Source organism: Mesorhizobium kamtschaticum (genome assembly GCF_056174585.1).
Map to the genome: position 1 here is coordinate 5655607 of NZ_CM149691.1, position 19612 is coordinate 5675218.

Below are 19612 nucleotides of genomic sequence, written 5' to 3' on the forward strand. Positions count from 1 at the left end.
AAGCTTACAGATTGGTACTGCGGCTGCCGGCCCCCATAGGGCGGACATGCCGTGACAACGCACGGCCGCTCAATCGTTCATCCCCAGCACGTCGCGCATGTCATATTCACCAGGCGAGCGTCCCGACACCCAGAGTGCCGCGGCAATGGCACCACGGGCAAACATGATGCGGTCGCCGGCGGCATGCGACAAGGTCACAAGCTCGCCTTCGGCACAGAAGCTGACGCTGTGTTCGCCGACGATGCTGCCGCCGCGAACCACCGCAAAACTGATCTCGCCGGCCGGACGCGCTCCGGTGACGCCGTCGCGGACGCGCTTGGCGACCGTTTCCAGTTCGATGCCGCGTCCACCGGCAACGGCCTGCCCAGCATCAGCGCGGTGCCCGACGGCGCATCGATCTTGTGGCGATGATGCGCCTCGAAAATCTCGGCATCCCAGTCCGTTGCATCGAGCGCTCTCGCCGCCTGCTCGACCAATCCGACCACCATGTTCAGCCCGAGCGAAAAGCTGCCGGAGCGGACGATGGGAACCGTTTTCCCGGCGTCGGCGATGGTGGCCAGTTCGGCGGCATCGAAACCGGTCGAACCGATCACCAAAGCGGGGCCGCCGCGGTTTGCGCAAAGCCTTGCCAGTTCGGCTGATGCAGCAGGCGTGGTGAAATCGATCACGACATCGGCCTTGGCAAGCGCCTCGTCGCGGCTCACCAGCCCGTCACCGACACTGCCTGGGCGATGGAAGCGGGCGGTAAGCGCCAGCCGCGGATCGGCCTGAACGGCGTCCGCCATCTGGCGGCCCATGCGGCCGAGCGCCCCGGCGATGGCGATCCCGATCGGCGGTTGCGCCATGGCGTCGGCTATTTCCACATGCCGCGCATGCGTGCGCCGATGTCGACGCGCACTTCCGGCCGGGGCGCCCTGCCCTGTGCTTCTTGCGCGCTCGGCCATGACACCTGCTGGAACGCAGCGAGGATCGAGGCCGGGATGAAGCGGGTGCGCGAGGCATAGAGATGACGGTCGCCGCGCGCCGCCTGGCCGTGCGGAAAGAAGCGCTGCGGCATGACGAGGTTGAGATTGTCCTTGGCCCGCGTCATCGCAACATAGAGCAGCCGGCGTTCCTCCTCGATGTCCTCCTTGGTGCCGACACCGAGATCGGCCGGAATGCAGCCATCGACCGTGTTGAGCACGAAGACATTCTTCCACTCCTGGCCCTTGGCCGAGTGGATGGTCGACAGGATCAGATAGTCCTCGTCGCGATGCGGCGGTCCGGCCTGGTCGCTGGTCGCGTCCGGCGGATCGAGCGTCAGTTCGGTCAGGAACCGTTCGCGCGAGGCGTAACCTGAGCCGATCTGCTCGAGCTGCAACAGGTCGGCGCGGCGCGTGATCGCGTCCTCGTGGATACGCTCCAGATGCGGCTCGTACCAAAGCCTGACCTGTTCAAGGTCGGCCGGCCATTTGGCGCCGGCCCGCAGGCCGGCATAGAGCGAGACGAAGCCCGACCAATCATCCGCCGCGCGCTGCGGCGGCCGCCAGCCGGCCAAGCCCATAGCCTCATCCAGTGCCGTGGTCATCGTCTCGACAATCTGTCCGGCGGCCGAGGGGCCAATGCCCGGCATCAACTGCAGGACGCGAAAACCGGCGACACGGTCGCGCGGGTTTTCAGCAAAACGCAGCACCGCCAGCACATCCTTGACATGCGCGGCGTCGAGGAATTTCAGGCCACCGAACTTGACGAAGGGAATGTTGCGCCGTGTCAGCTCGATTTCCAGCGGCCCGCTGTGGTGCGAGGCGCGAAACAGCACCGCCTGCGATTTCAGCGCCGTGCCGGCCTCGCGCTCGGCAAGGATCGTATCGCAGACGAAGTTGGCCTGCTCGACCTCGTCGCGCACGCTGACCAGCCTTGGCTTGTCGGTGGATTTGCGCTCCGACCACAGGTTCTTCGTAAAACGCTCCGAGGCCTCGCCAATCACCGCATTGGCGGCGGCCAGAATGGTCTCGGTCGAGCGATAGTTGCGCTCCAGCATCACCACATCGGCGGCTTGCGCGAACTGCTTGGGGAAATCGAGGATGTTGCGCACCTCGGCGGCGCGGAACGAATAGATCGACTGCGCATCGTCGCCGACCACGGTCAGCCCGGCGCCGTCGGGTTTCAGCGCCATCAGGATCGAAGCCTGCAGCCGGTTGGTGTCCTGGTATTCGTCGACCAGCACATGATCGAAACGCCCGCCGAGATGCGCCGCGATTTCCGGCTCGGCCGTCATCTGCGCCCAGTAGAGCAGCAGATCGTCGTAATCGAGCACGTTCTGCGCCTGCTTGGTCTCGACATAGCCGGCGAAGAGCAACTTCAGTTGATCGGCCCAGCCAGCGCACCAGGGGAAGGCAGAGCCCAGCACTTCGCCCAGCGGCGCCTGCGCGTTGACGGCGCGCGAATAGATGGCAAGGCAGGTGCCCTTGGTCGGAAAGCGCGCCTCCGTCTTGGAGAAACCGAGTTCGTGGCGCACGAGATTCATCAGATCGGCGGAATCCTCGCGGTCATGGATGGTGAAGGCCGGATCGAGGCCGATCTCCAGCGCATAGTCGCGCAACAGGCGCGCGCCGATGCCATGAAAGGTGCCGGCCCAGGTCAGCGCATCGGTGATGACCGCGGCGTCACGGCCGAGCACTTCGCCGGCGATGCGTTCGACGCGCTTCGCCATTTCGGACGCGGCGCGTCGCGAAAAAGTCATCAGCAGGATGCGGCGCGGGTCTGCGCCCTTGACGATGAGATGAGCGACGCGATGCGCCAGCGTATTGGTCTTGCCCGAGCCGGCGCCGGCAATGACCAGCAGCGGCCCTGCGATCTTGCCGTCGCCATGCTCGACGGCCTGGCGCTGGGCATCGTTCAAGCGAGCGAGATAGGCGGGCGCGACGGTCGATTCCAAAAAGGTCGAATCATGGGCGGCGAGGTTCATCGCCCATCAAGCATCGTTTCCGCTTTGTTCGCAACAAGTAAGCGGTATGACGAATTAGCGCCGGGGATCGACACCCATGGCCACCGATTGTCGGCGCAGAGCGTCGCGGTCGCTTCTCGATGCGGGTAACAGAAGGGGATCGATGTCGTCGGGCACATCATCGATCATCCTGCGCGCGAGACGGTAGGTGACATAGGCAAAGGTGCCGGCCAGAAGCAAACGGATCATGCGGCGGTCTCCTCTAATAGAGATCAACCGCAGGCGTGGCGTTTTGTTCCCGCAACGCTGGTTCGCAACCAAACCAACATCGCCTCGTTTTGAGACTGGAGGCTCGTTGTGGGATTGGAGATCGTAGCGATGAAAAAGCTAGGATTTAGCCTCGTTCTGGTGGCTTTGGCTGTCTCGGCCTGCGACAACAAACTGCCACCGACGAAGGCTCCTGGTGCCGAACAAAGTTTTCACGCCGGCAATCCTGTCATGAACGCAGGGACTGCCGGCAAGTGAATATGTTCCGTGCAGTCAGGTGATAGTCGGGACGTCAGGCATTGCCGCGATGCACTCCTCAAGGCGCTCGAGGCGGAACTTGGCGTTGCGCAGTTCGTGCCCGGCTTCCTGTCGTTGCTGACGGCCCCGGGACGGTGACGCCGCCGTGAGGTTTCTTTCGAGTTCAGCGATGCGCGCGCGCACCTGCCGCGCCTCGTCCTGACGCAACGCTTTTATCCAGCCTCGCCCGCGCATCCGTCTTCCCGCAAAACCCCAAAGACCTGCGGCTTTTCATGCCAGAAAGATTTTAACTTCCGGCAAGTGCGAACATTCTAAATTTAATGAGCACTAATTTAGCGGCCTGTCGCCGCAATGAAGAAGGCCGGCGCCGCTTGGGAGGAGAAGGCGCCGGCCAAGCGGATAAGAGGTCCGCCGCGTAGCGGAGGTTAGCTGAGTCTTTCCGTTGCGTCATTGAGGATCGTCGTTTGATAAAAACGTACAAAGCCGGGTTCGAGCACCCAATCAAACCACGATCATCTGCCGGTCCCGTTGCCCAGTCTTTGCCTGACGATGGCGACATGGAAGTTCGTGCCGAACAACAACCCGTCATCGTTGAAGTCGTAGCTGGAATTGTGCAGCGGCGCCGAGGCCTCACCATTGCCGAGGAAGACGAAGCAGCCCGGCACGTGGTCGAGGAAGCGGGCAAAATCCTCCGAAGCGGTCATCGGCTCGCGGGCGACTGCGATATTGCCCGGCTCGAAGACGTTTCCCGCGGCGGCGAAGGCCGCGTCAACCAGTTCGGCATCGTTGCGCAAAGGCACGAATTCGCGCGTATAGGTAACCTCGGCGGTGATATTGTAGGCGGCAGCTGTACCCTCGGCGATGACACGCATCTGGCGTTCGATCTCGGCGCTCACCTCGGGACGGAAACTACGCGCATCGCCGAGGATGCGGGCGAGACCGGGCAGTGCATTGCGGGTACCGTCGGTGATCAGTTCGGTCACCGAAACCACCGCGATGTCGGCCGGGCTCAGGCGGCGCGAGGCGATGGTCTGCAGGTTGGTGACCAGCGCGCAGGCGGCAACCAGCGTTTCGTTGCCCGATTGCGGCCGCGCCGCGTGGCCACCCAGCCCCCTGAGCACGATCTCGAAGTTATCCTCGGCCGACATGACAGGACCGGCACGGGTCTCGAAGTGGCCGACAGGCAGGCCAGGCATATTGTGCAGGCCAAAAATCTCGTCGAAAGGGAAACGCTGCATCAGGCCATCATCGAGCATGGCCAGCGCGCCCCTGCCCCACTCCTCGGCCGGCTGGAAGATGAAGCGCACGGTGCCGTCGAAACCGCCCTCGCCGGCAAGCAGCTTTGCCGCACCAAGCAGCATGGCTGTGTGGCCATCATGGCCGCAGGCATGCATGACGCCAGGATTGCCGGAGCGATAGGACGCAGTCGACTGCTCTAACATGCGCAGCGCATCCATGTCGGCCCGGAGCGCAATGGCGCGGTTGCCGGTGCCGCGCTTCAGCGTGCCGACGACACCGGTGCCGCCGACACCCTCGGTGACATCGTCGAGGCCGAATTCACGCAGCTTGGCCGCGACGAAGGCAGCGGTGCGTTTCTCCTCGAAGCCGAATTCGGGGTGCGCGTGCAGGTCGCGCCGCCAATTGGTCATCTCGCGCTTCAATGTTTCGGGATCGAGTTCAGCCATTCCTCCGCCCCTCCGCAAGTTCGGTGATCACATCAAGCAGGATGTTGGCGCCGGCAACAAGCTCGGCATCTTCGGTGTGCTCGTGCGGGCTGTGGCTGATGCCTCCGGCGCTCGGCACGAAGATCATCGCCGCCGGCGCGATGCGCGCGATCATCTGCGCGTCATGGCCGGCGCCCGAGGTCATGCGCCGCGAGGCAAGCCCGCGCTTCCTCGACGCGGCCTCGATCAGCTCGACGACCCAGCCGTCGAAAATAACGGGTTCGAAGCGCGCCAGCCTTTCGACAGTCACCGTGATGCCCTCGGTGGCGAGTTGCTCCAGAAAGGCAGCCAGCGCCGCCTCCTGCGCCTGCAAGCGCTGCTCATCGGGATCGCGCAGATCGACGGTGAAGACGGCGCGTGAGGGAATGACGTTGATGGCGTTCGGCTCCAAGCGCATCGTGCCGACAGTGGCAACGGTTGGCGCGTTGGAAGCCGCGGCACGGTCATGCAGGAAGGTGACCACGCGTGCCGCAGCGTATCCGGCGTCGCAGCGCATCGACATCGGTGTGGTGCCGGCATGGTTGGCGACGCCATCGAGAGTGATGCGCTGCCAGGAAATCCCCTGCAGGGTTTCCACCGCGCCGATCGGAATGCCTTCGCGCTGCAGAACCGGCCCCTGCTCGATATGCAGTTCGACATAGATGTGCGGCTTGAGAAAACCCGGTTCGCGGTCGCCGGCATAGCCGATGCGGGCGAGTTCCTGCCCGAGCGTGCTGCCGTCGGTCCCGACAGCGGCAAGTGCTGCTTCGACATCGACGCCGCCGGCATGGACCAGCGACCCCATCATGTCGGGAGAAAAGCGCACGCCTTCCTCATTGGTGAAGGCAGCGACGGCGAGTGGGCGCGATGGCGAGAGCCCCGAGGCCTTCAGCGTCTCGATCACCTCCAGCCCGGCAAGCACGCCGTAGCAGCCATCATAGATGCCGGCGTCGATGACCGTGTCGATGTGCGAGCCGATGAGCAGCGGTGCCTCGCCGGCATTGTCGGCGCTCTGCCAGATGCCGAAAATGTTGCCGATGCGGTCGATGGCGACATCGAGCCCGGCCTGCCGCAGCCAGCCGACGAAGAGGTCGCGGCCCTGTCTGTCGGTGTCGGAAGCGGCCAACCGGCTCAGCCGGCCCTGGTCATCGCGGCCAACGGCGCCGAGTTCACGGATGCGGCCAAGCAGCCGCTGTGCATCGATCGCGATCATGATGTTGCTTCGGCAGCGAGCTTGCCGGCCAGCACATCGGCCGGGCTCCTGCCGACCAGTTCGGCATAGCGATGCGGGTCGGTGGCACCTTCGGTGTTGATCACCAGCACGCGGGATTTGCCGTCGAGGCCGAGATCGGCCTTGTTCTCGGCCACCGCCCGGGTCAGTCCGGCAAGGCCGACGCCGCCGCTCTCGCCAGCGATAATCACCGGATCGCTGCCGGCCGGGCGGGCCAAGCGTCGCATCACCGCGATGGCGTCGTCCTCGTCCACGGTCATGAAGGCGTCGGCGACGCGCGCCAGCACCCGCCAGGCAACCTGCGAGGCCTCGTAGCATTCAAGCATGGCCATCACCGTCGGCTGGTCGTGCGCGACCTTGACCACATGCCCTGCCCGGGCAGCCGCGACAATGCAGGCCGCGCGGGCCGGTTCGACGACAATGAAGGTTGGCCTGGCGTCGCCGAGCACGATAGCGAGATGGCCGGCCACGGCGGCGGCAATGCCGCCGACGCCCGCCTGGACGAAGACGTGGGTCGGTGGTTCGCTGAGCTGGCGCAGCGCTTCGCGCACGATCGCCGTATAGCCTTGCATCACCAGACCAGGAATACGCTCGTATCCCGGCCACGACGTATCCGACACCACGGTCCAGCCTTTCTCGGCCGCGACCTTGGCGGCTTGCCTGACCGAGTCGTCATAATTGCCATCGACACGGACCATCTCCGCGCCATAGCGGGCGATTGCGGCGATCCGCTCGTCGCTGACGCCGGCATGGACGAAGATCACGGCCCTGGCGCCGGCAAGCTCGGCGCCTTGCGCGACGGAGCGGCCGTGATTGCCGTCGGTGGCGCAGGCAAATGTCATCTTCGCGGCGACCCCGCGAACATCCGGCCGATCGAGATCCTCGACATCGACAGGGCGGCCAAGCCGCTTTCCTGCCTCCTCCAGCACCAAGCTGAAGACGGCGTAGGCGCCTCCCAAAGCCTTGAAGCTGCCGAGGCCGAGACGAAAGCCCTCATCCTTGACATGCAGCGCATCGAGGCCGAGTTCGCTCGCCAGCGCCGGCAGCGCGTGCAGCGGTGTCTCACGATGATTGTCACGATGGGCGAGGAAGCGCTCGACCGTGTCGGCTCCGGCAATCCCAAGGGTTTCGGCGTCAGCCGTATCAAGCGGCTTGCCGAGCAGAGCATTACGATTGGGCAGGAACACTGGCGCCTCCTTGGCAGTCAGCGAGACCATATTGCAGGACCGGCGCAAAGAGCGCTGTAATTGGGCCTTAGAAATGCAAGTTTGTTTCGCCAGGATATCTCCATTGCCTCCATCGCCACCTTCGCTCGACAGTTTCGACCTCGCCATCCTTGCCATCCTGCAGCGGGACAACACGACGCCGCAGCGCCTGATCGGCGAAGCGGTGAACCTGTCGGCGCCGGCGGTGCAGCGCCGCATCAAGCGCATGGAGCAGGCCGGCGTCATCGCAAGCAATGTCGCCATCATCGAGCCCGCAGCGGTCGGCCAGCCCATCACCATCTTCGTCGAGGTGGAGCTGGAGAGCGAGCGCACCGAACTGATCGACGCAGCCAAGCGGCAATTCTCGGAAACGCCTGAAGTGCAGCAATGCTATTACGTCACCGGCGAAGCCGACTTCATCCTCGTCCTCACCGTGGCCGATATGGGCGCCTACGAGGCGCTGACGCGAAAACTGTTCTTCGGCAGCAACAATGTCCGGAAGTTCCGCACCTTCGTCGCCATGGACCGCGTCAAGGTCGGGCTGACGGTGCCGTTGCCGGATTGAGCTTTGCTGCAGGCGGGGCCCAGTCGGTCCCGCCATGCTTTTGACATTCTCAGGACGCGAGTTGAGCTGGGAGGCGCGCTTGGACGACATCACAACAGTAGCGATCATCGGTGCCGGGCCGGCGGGCCTGGCGGTTGCCGCATGCCTGCGGCAGGCCGGCATCGACTTCATCATCATCGAGAAGGAGCAGCAGGCCGCACCCGCCTGGCGGCGCCATTACGAGCGCGTCCACCTGCACACGACCAAGCGCTATTCGTCCCTGCCCTTCGTGCCCTTCCCAAAACACTATCCGCGTTATGTGCCACGCGATCTCTTCGCCGACTATCTCGATGCCTATGCGCAACGCTTCGACCTCAAGCCCCGGTTTGGGGAAACGGTGAAAGCGATCACCCGGGAGGGTCGCGGCTGGCTTGTGGATGCGACATCCGGCCCGTTGCGCGCCAAACATGTGGTGATCGCGTCAGGCTACAATGCCGAGCCCCTGCGGCCCGGATTTGCCGGCATCGACACCTTCACGGGCAAGACACTGCACAGCGCCGACTATCGCAATGCCGTCCCTTTCGCCGGTCAGTCCGTGCTGGTCATCGGCATGGGCAATACCGGCGCCGAGATTGCGCTCGACCTGGCGGAAAACGGCGCAAAACCGACGATTTCCGTGCGCGGCGGCGTTCATATCGTGCCGCGCGAACTGTTCGGCGTGCCCATCCAGATGGTCGGCATGGCAACGCGCCTGGGGCCGCAACGCCTCAATGACGCTCTTTTCCCCGTCATTCTCGACCTGGTGCTGGGCAGGTTGGAAAAATACGGGCTCAAACGGCCGGGACAGGGACTGCTGGAACAGATTGCGATTGCATCGCGCATCCCGGTGATCGACGTCGGCACCATCGGCAAGATCCGCGAAGGCGCCATCAAGGTCGCGCCCGACATCGCCGAGATCTCGGAACGCGGTGCGCGTTTTGCCGACGGCAAACACGGCGAATTCGACGCGATCATCTTCGCGACCGGTTACCGGCCGGGCTATGCCAGATTTCTCGAGCCTGGCACCCAGCCGGACCGCAGCGGCGTTACCCCCAAAGCTTCGGATCTCGGCCTCTACCTCATCGGTTTCCACAATGCTGTCACCGGATTGCTGCGCGAGATCGGGATCGAAGCCCAGGCGATCGCCGACGATATCCGGCACCGGCTGAACAGGAAAAAGGCGGCTGAGATCCTGCCGGTGTAGTCGGCCCCAGACGGCCGACGCGCTCGCCCAGCTCAACTTGCCTTGCGCAGCCAGACCTTGTTGTCATGGAAGGCAGCACCACCATAGGGCGCGGGTGCGTCGGCGCCGGTCAGCACGTTGATGCCCTCGCCGCGCTCATGGGCGCTGTTTGGCCAGATGCCTTCGGCGATCACCACGCCGCGCTTGATGCCGTCGAAGAATTTCGCGTACAGTACCAGGTCGCCACGCCGGTTGCCGACCTCGACACGGTCGCCATCGGCAAGCCCAAGGTCCGCCGCATCATCGGGGTGCAGGAGCAGCGCCGGCCTGCCTTCCTTTTCCTTCGACACCGGCGTCTCGGCAAAGGTCGAGTTGAGAAAATTGCGCGCCGGCGAGGTCGTCAGCCGGAACGGATGCGCCTCGTCGGCCACCTCGATCAGATCGACATGGTCGGGAAACTCCGGCAGCCGTTCCACCGGCCCGAACAGGCCCATGCTCTTGGGCGGCCGGTTGGGCGCCGGCTGGCCGGTCCAGTCGGCGCGGAAGCGGAACTTTCCGTCGGGATGGCCGAACCCCTTGATGTAATGCGCGGTCTCAAAATCCGGCTGCAGATCGATCCACTTCTGCTCCTTCAAGCTGTCGAAGCTGCCCAGCCCACGCTTGCCGAGAATAATGTCGATATGCTGCTGCTCGGTCAGGCCAAAACCGGGGCGGTCGGCGACTCCCAGGCGCTCGGCCAACTGCTCGATGACGAAATGATTGGTGCGCGGCCCCTCCGGCGGCTCGATCAGCTTGGGGCCGAGCGTGATGTGCTGGTTGCCGCCGCCCTTGTAGACGTCGTCATGTTCGAGGAACATCGTCGCCGGCAGCACGACATCGGCAAGCTTGGCCGTGTCGGTCATGAACTGCTCATGCACGCACGTGAACAGGTCGTCGCGCAGAAAGCCCTGCTTCACCAGCCGCTGCTCGGGCGCGACATTCACCGGATTGGTGTTCTGGATCAGCATCGCTGTCACCGGCGGTCCGCCATAGAGCGCGTCGCTGGCGCCGGTCAGAACCGGGCCGATGCGCGAATGGTCGAGATGGCGGATCGAGGGATCGCGCATCCTGGAGCCTTCCAGCACTTCCTGGTTGAGCTTGAAGATGCCGGAGTTGGAATGGAAAGCGCCGCCGCCCTCATACTGCCAGCTGCCGGTGACCGCGGCGATGCAAGACGCGGCATGCATGTTGACGGCGCCGTTGCGCTGGCGGGCAAAGCCATAGCCGAGGCGGAAATAGGTCTTCTTGGTCGTGCCGACCAAGCGCGCGAAGGCTTCGATTTCAGCGACGCCAAGGCTGGTGATCGCGGAGGCCCATTCAGGCGTACGGGTCTTCAGATGCGCTTCCAGCCCCTTCGGGTCGTCGGTGTATCTCTCGAGATAGGCGCGGTCGGCCAGGCCGTCCCTGAACAGCACATGCATGACCGCGCAGGCCAACGCTCCATCGGTGCCGGGCTTCAGGACGAGGCCCATGTCAGCCTGCTTCATGGTGGCGTTTTCATAGACGTCGATGACGACGATCTTCGCCCCACGCTCCTTGCGCGCCTTGATGGCGTGGGTCATGACATTGACCTGCGTGACCACGGCATTGGTGCCCCAGATCACCACGCAATCGGATTTCGCCATCTCGCGCGGGTCCGGCCCACGCAAGGCGCCGGCTCCCATCATCCAGCCGGTCCAGGCGAGATTGGTGCAGATCGAACCGAAGAAGCCTGAGTACTTTTTCGCATGGCGCAGCCGGTCGATGCCGTCGCGCTGCACCAGCCCCATCGTGCCGGCATAGAAATAGGGCCAGACCGTCTCCGAGCCGTATTTTGCCTCGGCGGCGATGAATCTTTCGGCGACGAGGTCGAGTGCGGCCTCCCAACTCGCTTCCTTCCAGACGCCATCGCCCTTGGCGCCGGCGCGGATCAGGGGCTTCAGCAGCCGGTCGGGATGGTGGACGCGGTCGGCATAGCGGGCAACCTTGGCGCAGACGACACCGGATGTGTAGGTGTTGGCCTTGGCGCCATGGACGCGGCCGATGCGGTTGCCATCAAGCAGTTCGACCTCGAGCGCGCAGGTCGACGGGCAATCATGCGGACAGGCCGAATGGCCGATGCGGAGCTTGGCGTGCTGGTTCATGGGGCTTGTCTAGCGGGTTTTGCGGGTGGCGTGTAGGGCCAGATGATTAGCCAATCTCCCCACTTGTGGGGGAGATGTCCGGCAGGACAGAGGGGGGCGCGAAGGATCGCGACCTATCTATTCGTCACCGAGGCCGGCGGTGGGTGATTGCAAAAAGGCTGACAGGTTGGCCGGACAGCGCCCCCCTCTGCCCTGCCGGGCATCTCCCCCACGAGGGCAGGGCAATCGCATATGGAATTTCTGAGTCTTTGCAGCCACTTAGTGGCTGGGAGACACTTTTGCCGACGTTCGATCGCGGTATCGAACCAGAATCGGAGCAAGAACGGATCAGAATCAAATCGCGAACCGTCCGCGTCGACGATTTTCTTGGTATCCAGCCAAGTATCTGGAAAACCAAGAAAATCGCCATATGCGATTGCCCTGCCCACGAGGGGGAGATTGGCTCTACTCCGCCGTGCCTTCCTCATATTCGGCCGACATGGTCAGCCATTTTTCCTCGTGGCCGGCGAGCGTCTGGGCGAGTTGCGAGCGTTCCTTGGCCAGGCGTGTCGCTGTCGACGGATCCTTTTCGTAGATCGCCGGGTTGGCCAGTTCATCCTCGATGCCGTCGATGCGTTTGCGGATGCGGTCCATCAGCGCTTCGGTGGCGCGGATTTCCTTGGCCAGCGGCTCGAAGGCGGCGCGGCGCGCGGCCGCATCGCGGCGGCGGTCGGCTTTTGACGCCTTGTCCGCCTCGCGCTTGCCGCGGCGGTCGCCGGACACGCCGGTGACCAGCGTCTTGTAGTCCTCAAGGTCGCCATCATACGGGTTGACCGCCCCATCCTTGACCAGCCACAGCCGGTCGGCCGTCGCCTCCAACAGATGGCGGTCGTGCGAGATCAGGATGACGGCGCCGGGAAACTCGTTCAGCGCACGGATCAGCGATTCGCGGCTGTCGATGTCGAGATGGTTGGTCGGCTCGTCGAGGATGAACAGGTTCGGCCCCTCGAAGGCCGACAGGCCCATCAGAAGGCGCGCCTTCTCGCCACCCGACAGGTCCTTGGCGGGCGTATTCATCTTCTCGGTGGTGAGACCAAACTGGGCGACGCGGCCGCGTACCTTGGATTCCGGCGCCTCCGGCATCAGCCGGCGGACGTGCTCATAGGCGTTTTCCTCCGGCCGCAAGTCATCAAGCTGGTGCTGGGCGAAGATCGCCACCTTCAGCCCGGGCGCCACCGTCATCGTGCCGCTCTCTTGCTTGAGCCGGCCGGACAGTAGTTTGGCGAAGGTCGACTTGCCGTTGCCGTTGGCGCCGAGCAGCGCGATGCGGTCGTCGGCGTCGATGCGCAGCGTCATCTTCTTCAGGATCGGCTGGCCCTCGGTATAGCCGACATTGACGTTGTTCAGCGCCACGATCGGCGAGGCAACCGTCTTCACCGGTTCGGGGAAAGAGAACGGTCGCACTGAATCGTTCACGATGGCCGCGATCGGCTTCATCTTCTCCAGCGCCTTGATGCGCGACTGCGCCTGCCTGGCCTTGGAGGCCTTGGCGCGGAAGCGTTCGACGAAGGATTCCATGTGCTTGCGGGCGGCCTCCTGCTTGACGCGGCCCTTTTCCTGCAATTCCTTCTGCTCGGTATACTGGCGCTCGAACTGGTCGTAGCCGCCACGCCAGAAAGTCAGCTTCTTCTGGTCGAGATGAACGATCGAGTTGACGGCACGGTTGAGCAGATCGCGATCGTGCGAAATCAGCAACACTGTGTGCGGATACTTCGACACATAGTTTTCCAGCCACAACGTGCCTTCGAGATCGAGATAGTTGGTCGGCTCGTCGAGCAGCAGAAGGTCAGGCTCGGAAAACAGCACGGCGGCGAGAGCCACGCGCATGCGCCAGCCGCCGGAGAAGGACGAGGCGGGACGGCGTTGCGCGGCATCGTCGAAACCGAGGCCGGCGAGGATGGTGGCGGCGCGGGATTCGGCGGAATGTGCGTCGATGTCGGCCAGCCGCATGTGGATGTCGGCGATGCGGTGCGGATCGGTGGCCGTCTTTTCCTCTTCGAGCAGCGCCGTGCGTTCGAGGTCGGCCTTGAGCACGATCTCGATCAGCGGCTCCTCGGTTCCCGGCGCTTCCTGCGCCACCTGGCCGATGCGCGTGTTCTTCGGCAGGCTGATCGAGCCGGTCTCGGAGGGAAAATCTCCGGTGATGGCTTTGAACAGCGTCGTCTTGCCGGTGCCGTTGCGACCGACAAGGCCGGCCTTGGTGCCGGCCGGCAAGGTCAGCGAGGCGTGGTCGAGAAGAAGGCGCCCGGCCATGCGGAGCGAAAGGTCGTTGATGATCAGCATGGTGGCGCTTTTGCACTGGACATCAACGCTTCGCAAGACCTTGCGGGCCAGTTGGCCGCACAAGGCCTGAAAACGGCGCGCGCAACTGCGCCGTCAGGGCAGCCGATCAGTGGCTTGCCATACCACTCAAGCCGCGCTCAGACAGTCGCCTTGCGCTTTGGCTTGGCCACGGCGGCCGGCACTGCTGCCGGCTTGCGGCCGAGTCCTGTCGACTTCGCCAGCGCCGACCGGGTCGCCGAGTAATTCGGAGCGACCATCGGATAGTCCGGCGGCAAGCCCCATTTGGCCCGATAGTCGTCCGGGCTCAAACCATAGTCTGTCCTGAGGTGTCGCTTGAGCGACTTGAACTTCTTTCCGTCCTCCAGGCAGACGATGTAGTCGGGAAACACCGACTTTTTCGGGTTTACGGCCGGAACCAGGCTCGGGCTTTCCACGACGGCTGCACCAGCCAGCTTTCGAACCGCTGCGCTGACGCTGGCAATCAGGTCAGGCAGGCCGGAAGCCGGAAGCGGATTGTTGCCTACATAGGCCGAGACAATATCGGCTGTTAGCTCGATAATGGTCTTATCCTCGATATTTGACAATTCTTTCATCCTATTTGCGACAAAGTCGTCCACCCCAGCGAAGACTTTTGTCGATGTATCTCTTTAACCGCGTCCCCCAACGGGCCGCCAAGCGCCAAAACGAATCAAGACTTGGCGTCAACTATTTTTATTGGAAAGCGACGACGTGCAAATTAGAAAATCTAATACTTGGACACAGCAGACTTGGTTGTCCGGGCGTCGGCCAATATCTCAAGAATACGCCGCCAGCGGGCACATCGCCCGAAATCCTTCTGTTCAATCGCCTTCTCGGCCTTCATCGCCGCGTAAAGCGGTGCCTCGGCGCCAAATTCCTTGATGAGCCAATCTGCTTCCTGCCTGGCGAGACGTTCATTTTCGTCAAACATAATCTTGCGCCTCCGAACGTTCCAGGCCGACCGCGATACAACTGCCGATGACGAGGATAGCGCCGGCAATGGCGGTGGCCGTTAGTCGTTCGCCGGACAAGGTCAACAGCAACGTCGAAGCAATCGGCGTGAGATAGGCGACGACAGCGACCTTGCCGCTGCCTTCGAGCTTCAGGGCGCGCGACCAGAAGTAATAACCCAGCCCCATCGGGCCGGCGCCGAGATAAAGCCCGAGGGCGAGATCCACGCCTGCGGGCCAGGCGACGCCTTCGCCAGCAGACCATAGAAGCGTCAAGGCGACGCCGGCCAGCGACGAGGGCAGCAACAGGCGTTCCGGCGAAGTGGCGAGCCGTCCCACCATCACCGAATAGAAGGCCATGCACAGCGCAGACCCGAATGCGGCGAAATAGCCGACAAGATCGCCCTGGAACCAGTTGCTCTCACGCCCTCCCGAAATCACCAGCGCGACGCCGACGAACCCAAGGGCCGCGGCAAGGCCGAGCAGTGCCGGACGCCGCGGATTTTCGAAGGCGATCACTGCCGCGGCAACCATCAAGGGCCAAGTGTAGGCCACGAGATTGGCTTCGATCACCGGCATCGAGGCGAAGGCGATGTATTGCAGCACCATGGTACCGACCAGACCGATGAAGCCGACCGCGAGCGATGCCAACGCCGCCCCGGCCATGACCGGCGCGGCCTTTTCCCGGCTCATCAGCCGGATGGCGGCGAAGACCAGTGCAGCCCCTGCAAATTGCAGGAACTGCACCTGCGACACCGGATGGTTCGCCAAGAGGGATTTGCCGACCAACGCATTGGTCGACCATAAAGCCACCGCGCCGGTGGCAAAGACCAGCGCGGATCTGACTACCATGTATCCCTCGCTCCGCCTGCAACCGGTGCCTCAACGGCGGCCGGCGTGGGATGCTCCGCCTCGAACCGGCGATAGGCCGGCAACTGATTGGTCCATACATCTTCGGCCAGTTCGTTGACCCACTCGCGGTCGTGATCATTGTCGGCGGCGAGGTAGAACATGCGGTTGTCGTCGACATAGGGCTTGGCCACCGAGCGCTGATTGAGCACCAGGGTGACACGCTCGCCATAGTGGATCGGCGCCGTGCGATGCAGGACGCCAAGGAACTGCCCGAGCGTCGCGTATTTCATCTTGTGATCGATGCGCATGATGCGGTTGCGCGGGATTTCGCGTCCGGATTCGAGAATGGCGCGGCCGGTCTCGGAATCGTCGCAATAAATTTCGAGATGGCCGCCGACCAGCGGATCGCTGATTGACAGCGGAATGAGCTCGGTGACCGGGACGCCGTCGCAATGCCATTCGACGGCGCCGTCCCTGGGATTCATGAAGGTGACGGTCGAGCCGACGATCGACAGCGGATACGGCTCCAGCTTCGTGCCCATCATGTCGGACAGCCGCTCCAGGCGCAGCTTGTCGTGCAGCAACTCCTTGATTTCAGGGATGAAACGGTCGGCGCCGGTGATGAAGGTCAGGTCGAGGTGCTTGTGCACGGCATGGCTGGCCTTGAGCTTCAGGGCGGCTTCCTCGATTGCGGCAAGCAGTGCCGGGTCATAGCCATGCAGATACTGCGCAACGCCGAAACTCGACACTTTCCAGGCGGTTTCGTGTCCGATAATGGCCTCGCGGCTCATCGCATAGCGCAGTTCGGGTATGGTATGTGCGTTCATTGTACTTCTCCAAGTGGGGGGCAAACACTTGGTTAACAGTCGATTAAATTAGCCCCCCCTGTAAAATTAGGAATGCTAGTGCTACCGTAAGCCCAGCTTAAGGTCGAAAACCAGTGCGTCTGCTCAGTCAGGTCAACCTCAATTCGCTGAAAATCGTGGAGAGTGCTGCGCGCCACGGGAATTTCACGCGCGCCGGCGAAGAGCAGTTCATCACCGCTTCCGCGGTCAGCCAGCGTGTCAAAAGCCTGGAGGACCAGCTGCGCTTCAAGATTTTCCAGCGCGGCGGCAACGCCGTATCGCTGACGCCGGAGGGCGAGACATATGTCTCGCGCGTTCGCGAGGCGCTGGAGCGGATCGTTGCTGCCAGCATGGAAGCGACCGGGCAATCGCAGGAGCATGTGCTGAAGATATCCGTGCTGCCGACCTTTGCGGCGCGCTGGCTGTTTCCGCGCCTGCCGCTGTTCCAGCGGCAACATCCCGATATCGTGATGCGGGTTTCGACCTCCTACGCGACGCATGAGTTCACGACCTCCGATTTCGATCTCGAAATCCGCTATGGCGACGGCCACTTCAACGGGCTGCTATCCGATCTGCTGTTTCGGGAGGACCTGACGCCGGTGTGTAGCCGCAAGCTGTTCCATGAAGTTTTGGGCGACAAGCCGCTGTCAAAGGTGACGCCGGACGACCTCCAGTACTTTACGCTGCTGCATTCCGACACCTGCACCCAGAACTGGCAATCCTGGCTTGGCTTCGCCGGCGCCAGCTTCGTGCTCAGCGAGACCAAAAGCATCTATTTCGATTCGTGCATGATGTCCTACGAGGCGGCCAATGCCGGAATGGGTTTTGCCGTGGCCAACCGTGCCTATATGGCCAGCGATATCCGCGCCGAGAGGCTGGTCGCTCCCTTTGACGTCCATCACCCAAACACGGCCGGTTGGTATTTCGTCTCCCCCCATAAGAGCCTTGCCGCACGCAAGGTGCAGATGTTCAAACAATGGGTGATGGCGGAAGCGGCTCTAACGCAGCGCCAATTGGATAGCGAAATCAACGGCCTGGTTTCAGAGGCTGTCTGAAATTTCCGAGTGGCCTGATGTAAAAGCGATGCTGCGGTAAAGACGCGGCGATAGTCAGCGCGGACCGCTCGCCCGCGGATTTAGAACGAAACAATCTCAATCAGCCGAAGGCCCTGCCCTCTTCAGTGCGCTGGAAATGCGCCAGATCGAGCGGCACGGAGGGGCGGCCGAGAACCGTAAGGATCATATGCGCCTGGCCACGATGATGGGTCTGGTGGTTGAAGACATGAGCCAGGGCCGGCGCCAGGCGCTGCGAGACGGTGCGCATATCCGATACGGTCATATAGGTGAAGCGGCCGGAGAGCGCCTTGTCGTTCATGCCACTGAGCCAGTCGATGATCCGCCGGTCTTCGGCCTCGCGCGCCGTCCTCAAATTGGGCAAGGCCCGGTGCAGGATGACATCCAGCGCCGTCGGCGCGTCGCCTTCGCCGGTGAAGCGCTTCATCCAGATGCGATCGGCGGCGAGCAGATGGTTGAGCGTGCCCATCAGCGAGCGGAAGAAGGCTCCGACATCACGGTTGAATTCCTCATCGTCGAGATCGGCAGCTGCATGATAGATGCGGCCATTGGCCCATTGATTGTACGCCGCAAACATCATGAAGTGCTGTTTCATCTTTTCTCCCGCCGCGCCTGTCTCGGGGTGTCGGGGCGATACCTAGAGCAATTCACCGTTTCACGGAAACGGTGAATTGCTCTAACTGTTTGTTTAGACGCAATTCCCAAGGGAAAGCGCTACGCGCTTTTCCCGGGAAATGGAGTGCGCCCCTCGGAGCGGACAGATTGACTAAGCAGAATTGACTTGGAAGCCGGGCTTTCGAAGGATGGAAGCCATGACTGCACATCGCGCGCACAGCATCGAGTTCAAACGTCAGGTAGTGCAAGAGTTCCTCTCCGGTGAGACGCTTCATGGTCTGGCCAGGCGGCACGAACTAGCGCGTAACCTGATCCGTATCTGGGTCCAGAAATACGAGGCCGGCGCCTTCGACGAGGATGTAGCGGCGGCCGAGACGATGCAGACCTATGAAGCTCGGATCGCCGCGCTGGAGCGGCTGGTAGGCCGGCAAGCCTTGGAAATCGAGCTTCTAAAGGGGGCTCTGAAAAGCGCACCACGTCCCAGAAGCGGACCTACATCCGTGATCACCGGCCCCGCGGTGTCTCCATCGCTGAAGGATGCCGGCTGATGGGGATCGCGCGATCAACCTACTACGATCAGCCCGAAACCGCCGTGGATGACACAGCGCTCGTCGAGACGATGGGTGAGATCTCCGACAGCTTCGAAGCCTACGGCTATCGCCGCATGCAGGCGGCGCTGCGGCAGAGCGGCATTGTCGTGAACCACAAGAAGGTCAGACGATTGATGCGCGAGCATGATCTGCAGCCCAGGATCAGGCGACGCTTCATCGCCACCACGGACAGCAATCATGAATTGCCGATCTTCCCGAACCTGGCGAAGGACGTGACACTCGATGGCCCGAACCGGCTTTGGGTAAGCGACATAACCTACGTGGCGATTGCGGCAGGCTTCGTCTACGTCGCGGTCATCTTGGATGCCTGGTCCCGCAAGGTCGTTGGTTACGCCATCGGCCGGTCGATCGACGCGCGCTTGACCGTTGCAGCATTGAAGGCGGCAATCGAACGGCGAAAGCCGCCGCCGGGCTGCGTCCATCACTCGGATCGAGGCGCGCAATATGCCGCGCTCCTCTATCGCAATCTTCTCGCCGAGCACGATCTTATTGGATCGATGGGTCGGCGCGGCAATCCCTACGATAATGCCAAAGCGGAAAGCTTCATGAAGACGATGAAGGTCGAAGCCATCTATCCGATGGCCTATGAAACCTTCACCGACGTCGCTGAGGATCTTCCCCGCTTCATTGATGAGGTTTACAACACTCGCCGATTGCACTCAGCGCTCGGCTATCTCAGCCCGCAACAGTTCGAAGACCAACACGCCCGGAAGATGGTCAAAACTGCCGCCTGATCCTGTCCGCTCCGAGGGGCGCACTCCAAAAACCGATCACACTTTTCCTGGAATTGCTCCAGACCGCAAAGGGA

At 62.8% G+C, this 19612-nt stretch carries 19 protein-coding genes and 1 pseudogene; 6 read left to right on the plus strand and 14 right to left on the minus strand.

Features of this window, described 5'->3' with window-relative positions; translation table 11 throughout:
- Positions 1-69: 69 nt before the first annotated feature.
- The 3 genes and pseudogenes from dapB to AC0V7N_RS28225 all read right to left on the minus strand — a co-directional run bounded on the left by dapB (position 70) and on the right by AC0V7N_RS28225 (position 3175).
- A pseudogene (gene dapB, locus AC0V7N_RS28215) lies at positions 70-845 on the minus strand (4-hydroxy-tetrahydrodipicolinate reductase).
- Positions 846-853: 8 nt separating this feature from the next.
- Positions 854-2947: an ATP-dependent helicase gene (locus AC0V7N_RS28220; RefSeq protein WP_475451470.1), complete on the minus strand. Its 2094-nt coding sequence runs from the start codon at positions 2945-2947 to the stop codon at positions 854-856.
- 54 nt (positions 2948-3001) lie between these two features.
- Positions 3002-3175 (minus strand): hypothetical protein, encoded by a 174-nt coding sequence (locus AC0V7N_RS28225; protein ID WP_475451471.1) that lies wholly within the window; start codon positions 3173-3175, stop codon positions 3002-3004.
- A gap of 129 nt (positions 3176-3304) precedes the next feature.
- Here AC0V7N_RS28225 and AC0V7N_RS28230 point away from each other — a divergent pair, with 129 nt between their 5' ends.
- Complete coding sequence (locus AC0V7N_RS28230) at positions 3305-3451, plus strand: hypothetical protein (protein ID WP_475451473.1); 147 nt, start codon at positions 3305-3307, stop codon at positions 3449-3451.
- Between the two features lie 15 nt (positions 3452-3466).
- On the opposite strand, the gene AC0V7N_RS28235 is transcribed toward AC0V7N_RS28230, so the two are convergent.
- From AC0V7N_RS28235 to AC0V7N_RS28250, 4 genes are all read right to left on the minus strand, one after another.
- Complete coding sequence (locus AC0V7N_RS28235) at positions 3467-3658, minus strand: hypothetical protein (RefSeq protein ID WP_475451474.1); 192 nt, start codon at positions 3656-3658, stop codon at positions 3467-3469.
- A 305-nt stretch (positions 3659-3963) separates the two neighbouring features.
- The gene (locus AC0V7N_RS28240; protein ID WP_475451476.1) at positions 3964-5136 is read right to left on the minus strand and encodes a M20 aminoacylase family protein; all 1173 of its coding nucleotides are present in this window, start codon (positions 5134-5136) and stop codon (positions 3964-3966) included.
- Complete coding sequence (locus AC0V7N_RS28245; protein ID WP_475451477.1) at positions 5129-6367, minus strand: Zn-dependent hydrolase; 1239 nt, start codon at positions 6365-6367, stop codon at positions 5129-5131. The genes AC0V7N_RS28240 and AC0V7N_RS28245 overlap by 8 nt, the downstream gene beginning before the upstream one ends.
- Positions 6364-7572 carry a diaminopropionate ammonia-lyase gene (locus tag AC0V7N_RS28250; protein WP_475451479.1) on the minus strand — a complete coding sequence of 403 codons (1209 nt, stop codon included), beginning with the start codon at positions 7570-7572 and terminating at the stop codon, positions 6364-6366. The genes AC0V7N_RS28245 and AC0V7N_RS28250 overlap by 4 nt, the downstream gene beginning before the upstream one ends.
- A gap of 103 nt (positions 7573-7675) precedes the next feature.
- Here AC0V7N_RS28250 and AC0V7N_RS28255 point away from each other — a divergent pair, with 103 nt between their 5' ends.
- Together AC0V7N_RS28255 and AC0V7N_RS28260 are read left to right on the plus strand one after the other, a co-directional pair.
- The gene (locus AC0V7N_RS28255; protein ID WP_475451480.1) at positions 7676-8155 is read left to right on the plus strand and encodes an Lrp/AsnC family transcriptional regulator; all 480 of its coding nucleotides are present in this window, start codon (positions 7676-7678) and stop codon (positions 8153-8155) included.
- Between the two features lie 34 nt (positions 8156-8189).
- On the plus strand, positions 8190-9377 hold the full coding sequence (locus AC0V7N_RS28260; RefSeq protein WP_475451481.1) for a flavin-containing monooxygenase: 1188 nt from the start codon (positions 8190-8192) through the stop codon (positions 9375-9377).
- Positions 9378-9409: 32 nt separating this feature from the next.
- On the opposite strand, the gene AC0V7N_RS28265 is transcribed toward AC0V7N_RS28260, so the two are convergent.
- The 6 genes from AC0V7N_RS28265 to AC0V7N_RS28290 form a co-directional block, all read right to left on the minus strand.
- Positions 9410-11518, minus strand: a complete 2109-nt coding sequence (locus AC0V7N_RS28265) for a molybdopterin-containing oxidoreductase family protein (protein ID WP_475451482.1) — start codon at positions 11516-11518, stop codon at positions 9410-9412.
- Positions 11519-11962: 444 nt separating this feature from the next.
- A complete protein-coding gene (locus AC0V7N_RS28270; protein ID WP_496627424.1) occupies positions 11963-13840 on the minus strand; it encodes an ATP-binding cassette domain-containing protein in 1878 nt (625 codons plus the stop codon).
- Positions 13841-13977: 137 nt separating this feature from the next.
- Positions 13978-14433: a Ros/MucR family transcriptional regulator gene (locus AC0V7N_RS28275; RefSeq protein WP_475451484.1), complete on the minus strand. Its 456-nt coding sequence runs from the start codon at positions 14431-14433 to the stop codon at positions 13978-13980.
- 152 nt (positions 14434-14585) lie between these two features.
- Complete coding sequence (locus AC0V7N_RS28280; RefSeq protein WP_475451485.1) at positions 14586-14789, minus strand: hypothetical protein; 204 nt, start codon at positions 14787-14789, stop codon at positions 14586-14588.
- Complete coding sequence (locus tag AC0V7N_RS28285; protein ID WP_475451486.1) at positions 14782-15660, minus strand: DMT family transporter; 879 nt, start codon at positions 15658-15660, stop codon at positions 14782-14784. Before AC0V7N_RS28285 ends, AC0V7N_RS28280 begins: the two co-directional genes overlap by 8 nt.
- Positions 15654-16487 (minus strand): hypothetical protein, encoded by an 834-nt coding sequence (locus tag AC0V7N_RS28290; RefSeq protein WP_475451487.1) that lies wholly within the window; start codon positions 16485-16487, stop codon positions 15654-15656. The genes AC0V7N_RS28285 and AC0V7N_RS28290 overlap by 7 nt, the downstream gene beginning before the upstream one ends.
- Positions 16488-16600: 113 nt before the next feature.
- Between AC0V7N_RS28290 and AC0V7N_RS28295 the strand changes: the two genes are divergently transcribed.
- Entirely contained in the window at positions 16601-17560 is a 960-nt protein-coding gene (locus tag AC0V7N_RS28295) for a LysR substrate-binding domain-containing protein (RefSeq protein WP_475451488.1), read from the plus strand.
- A gap of 100 nt (positions 17561-17660) precedes the next feature.
- Here AC0V7N_RS28295 and AC0V7N_RS28300 read toward each other — a convergent pair whose 3' ends face one another.
- A complete protein-coding gene (locus AC0V7N_RS28300) occupies positions 17661-18173 on the minus strand; it encodes a DinB family protein (protein WP_475451490.1) in 513 nt (170 codons plus the stop codon).
- A 217-nt stretch (positions 18174-18390) separates the two neighbouring features.
- Here AC0V7N_RS28300 and AC0V7N_RS28305 point away from each other — a divergent pair, with 217 nt between their 5' ends.
- On the plus strand, positions 18391-18741 hold the full coding sequence (locus AC0V7N_RS28305; protein ID WP_475451491.1) for a transposase: 351 nt from the start codon (positions 18391-18393) through the stop codon (positions 18739-18741).
- Positions 18720-19538, plus strand: coding sequence for an IS3 family transposase (locus tag AC0V7N_RS28310; protein WP_475460529.1), 819 nt, complete (start codon positions 18720-18722; stop codon positions 19536-19538). Before AC0V7N_RS28305 ends, AC0V7N_RS28310 begins: the two co-directional genes overlap by 22 nt.
- Positions 19539-19612 lie beyond the last annotated feature (74 nt).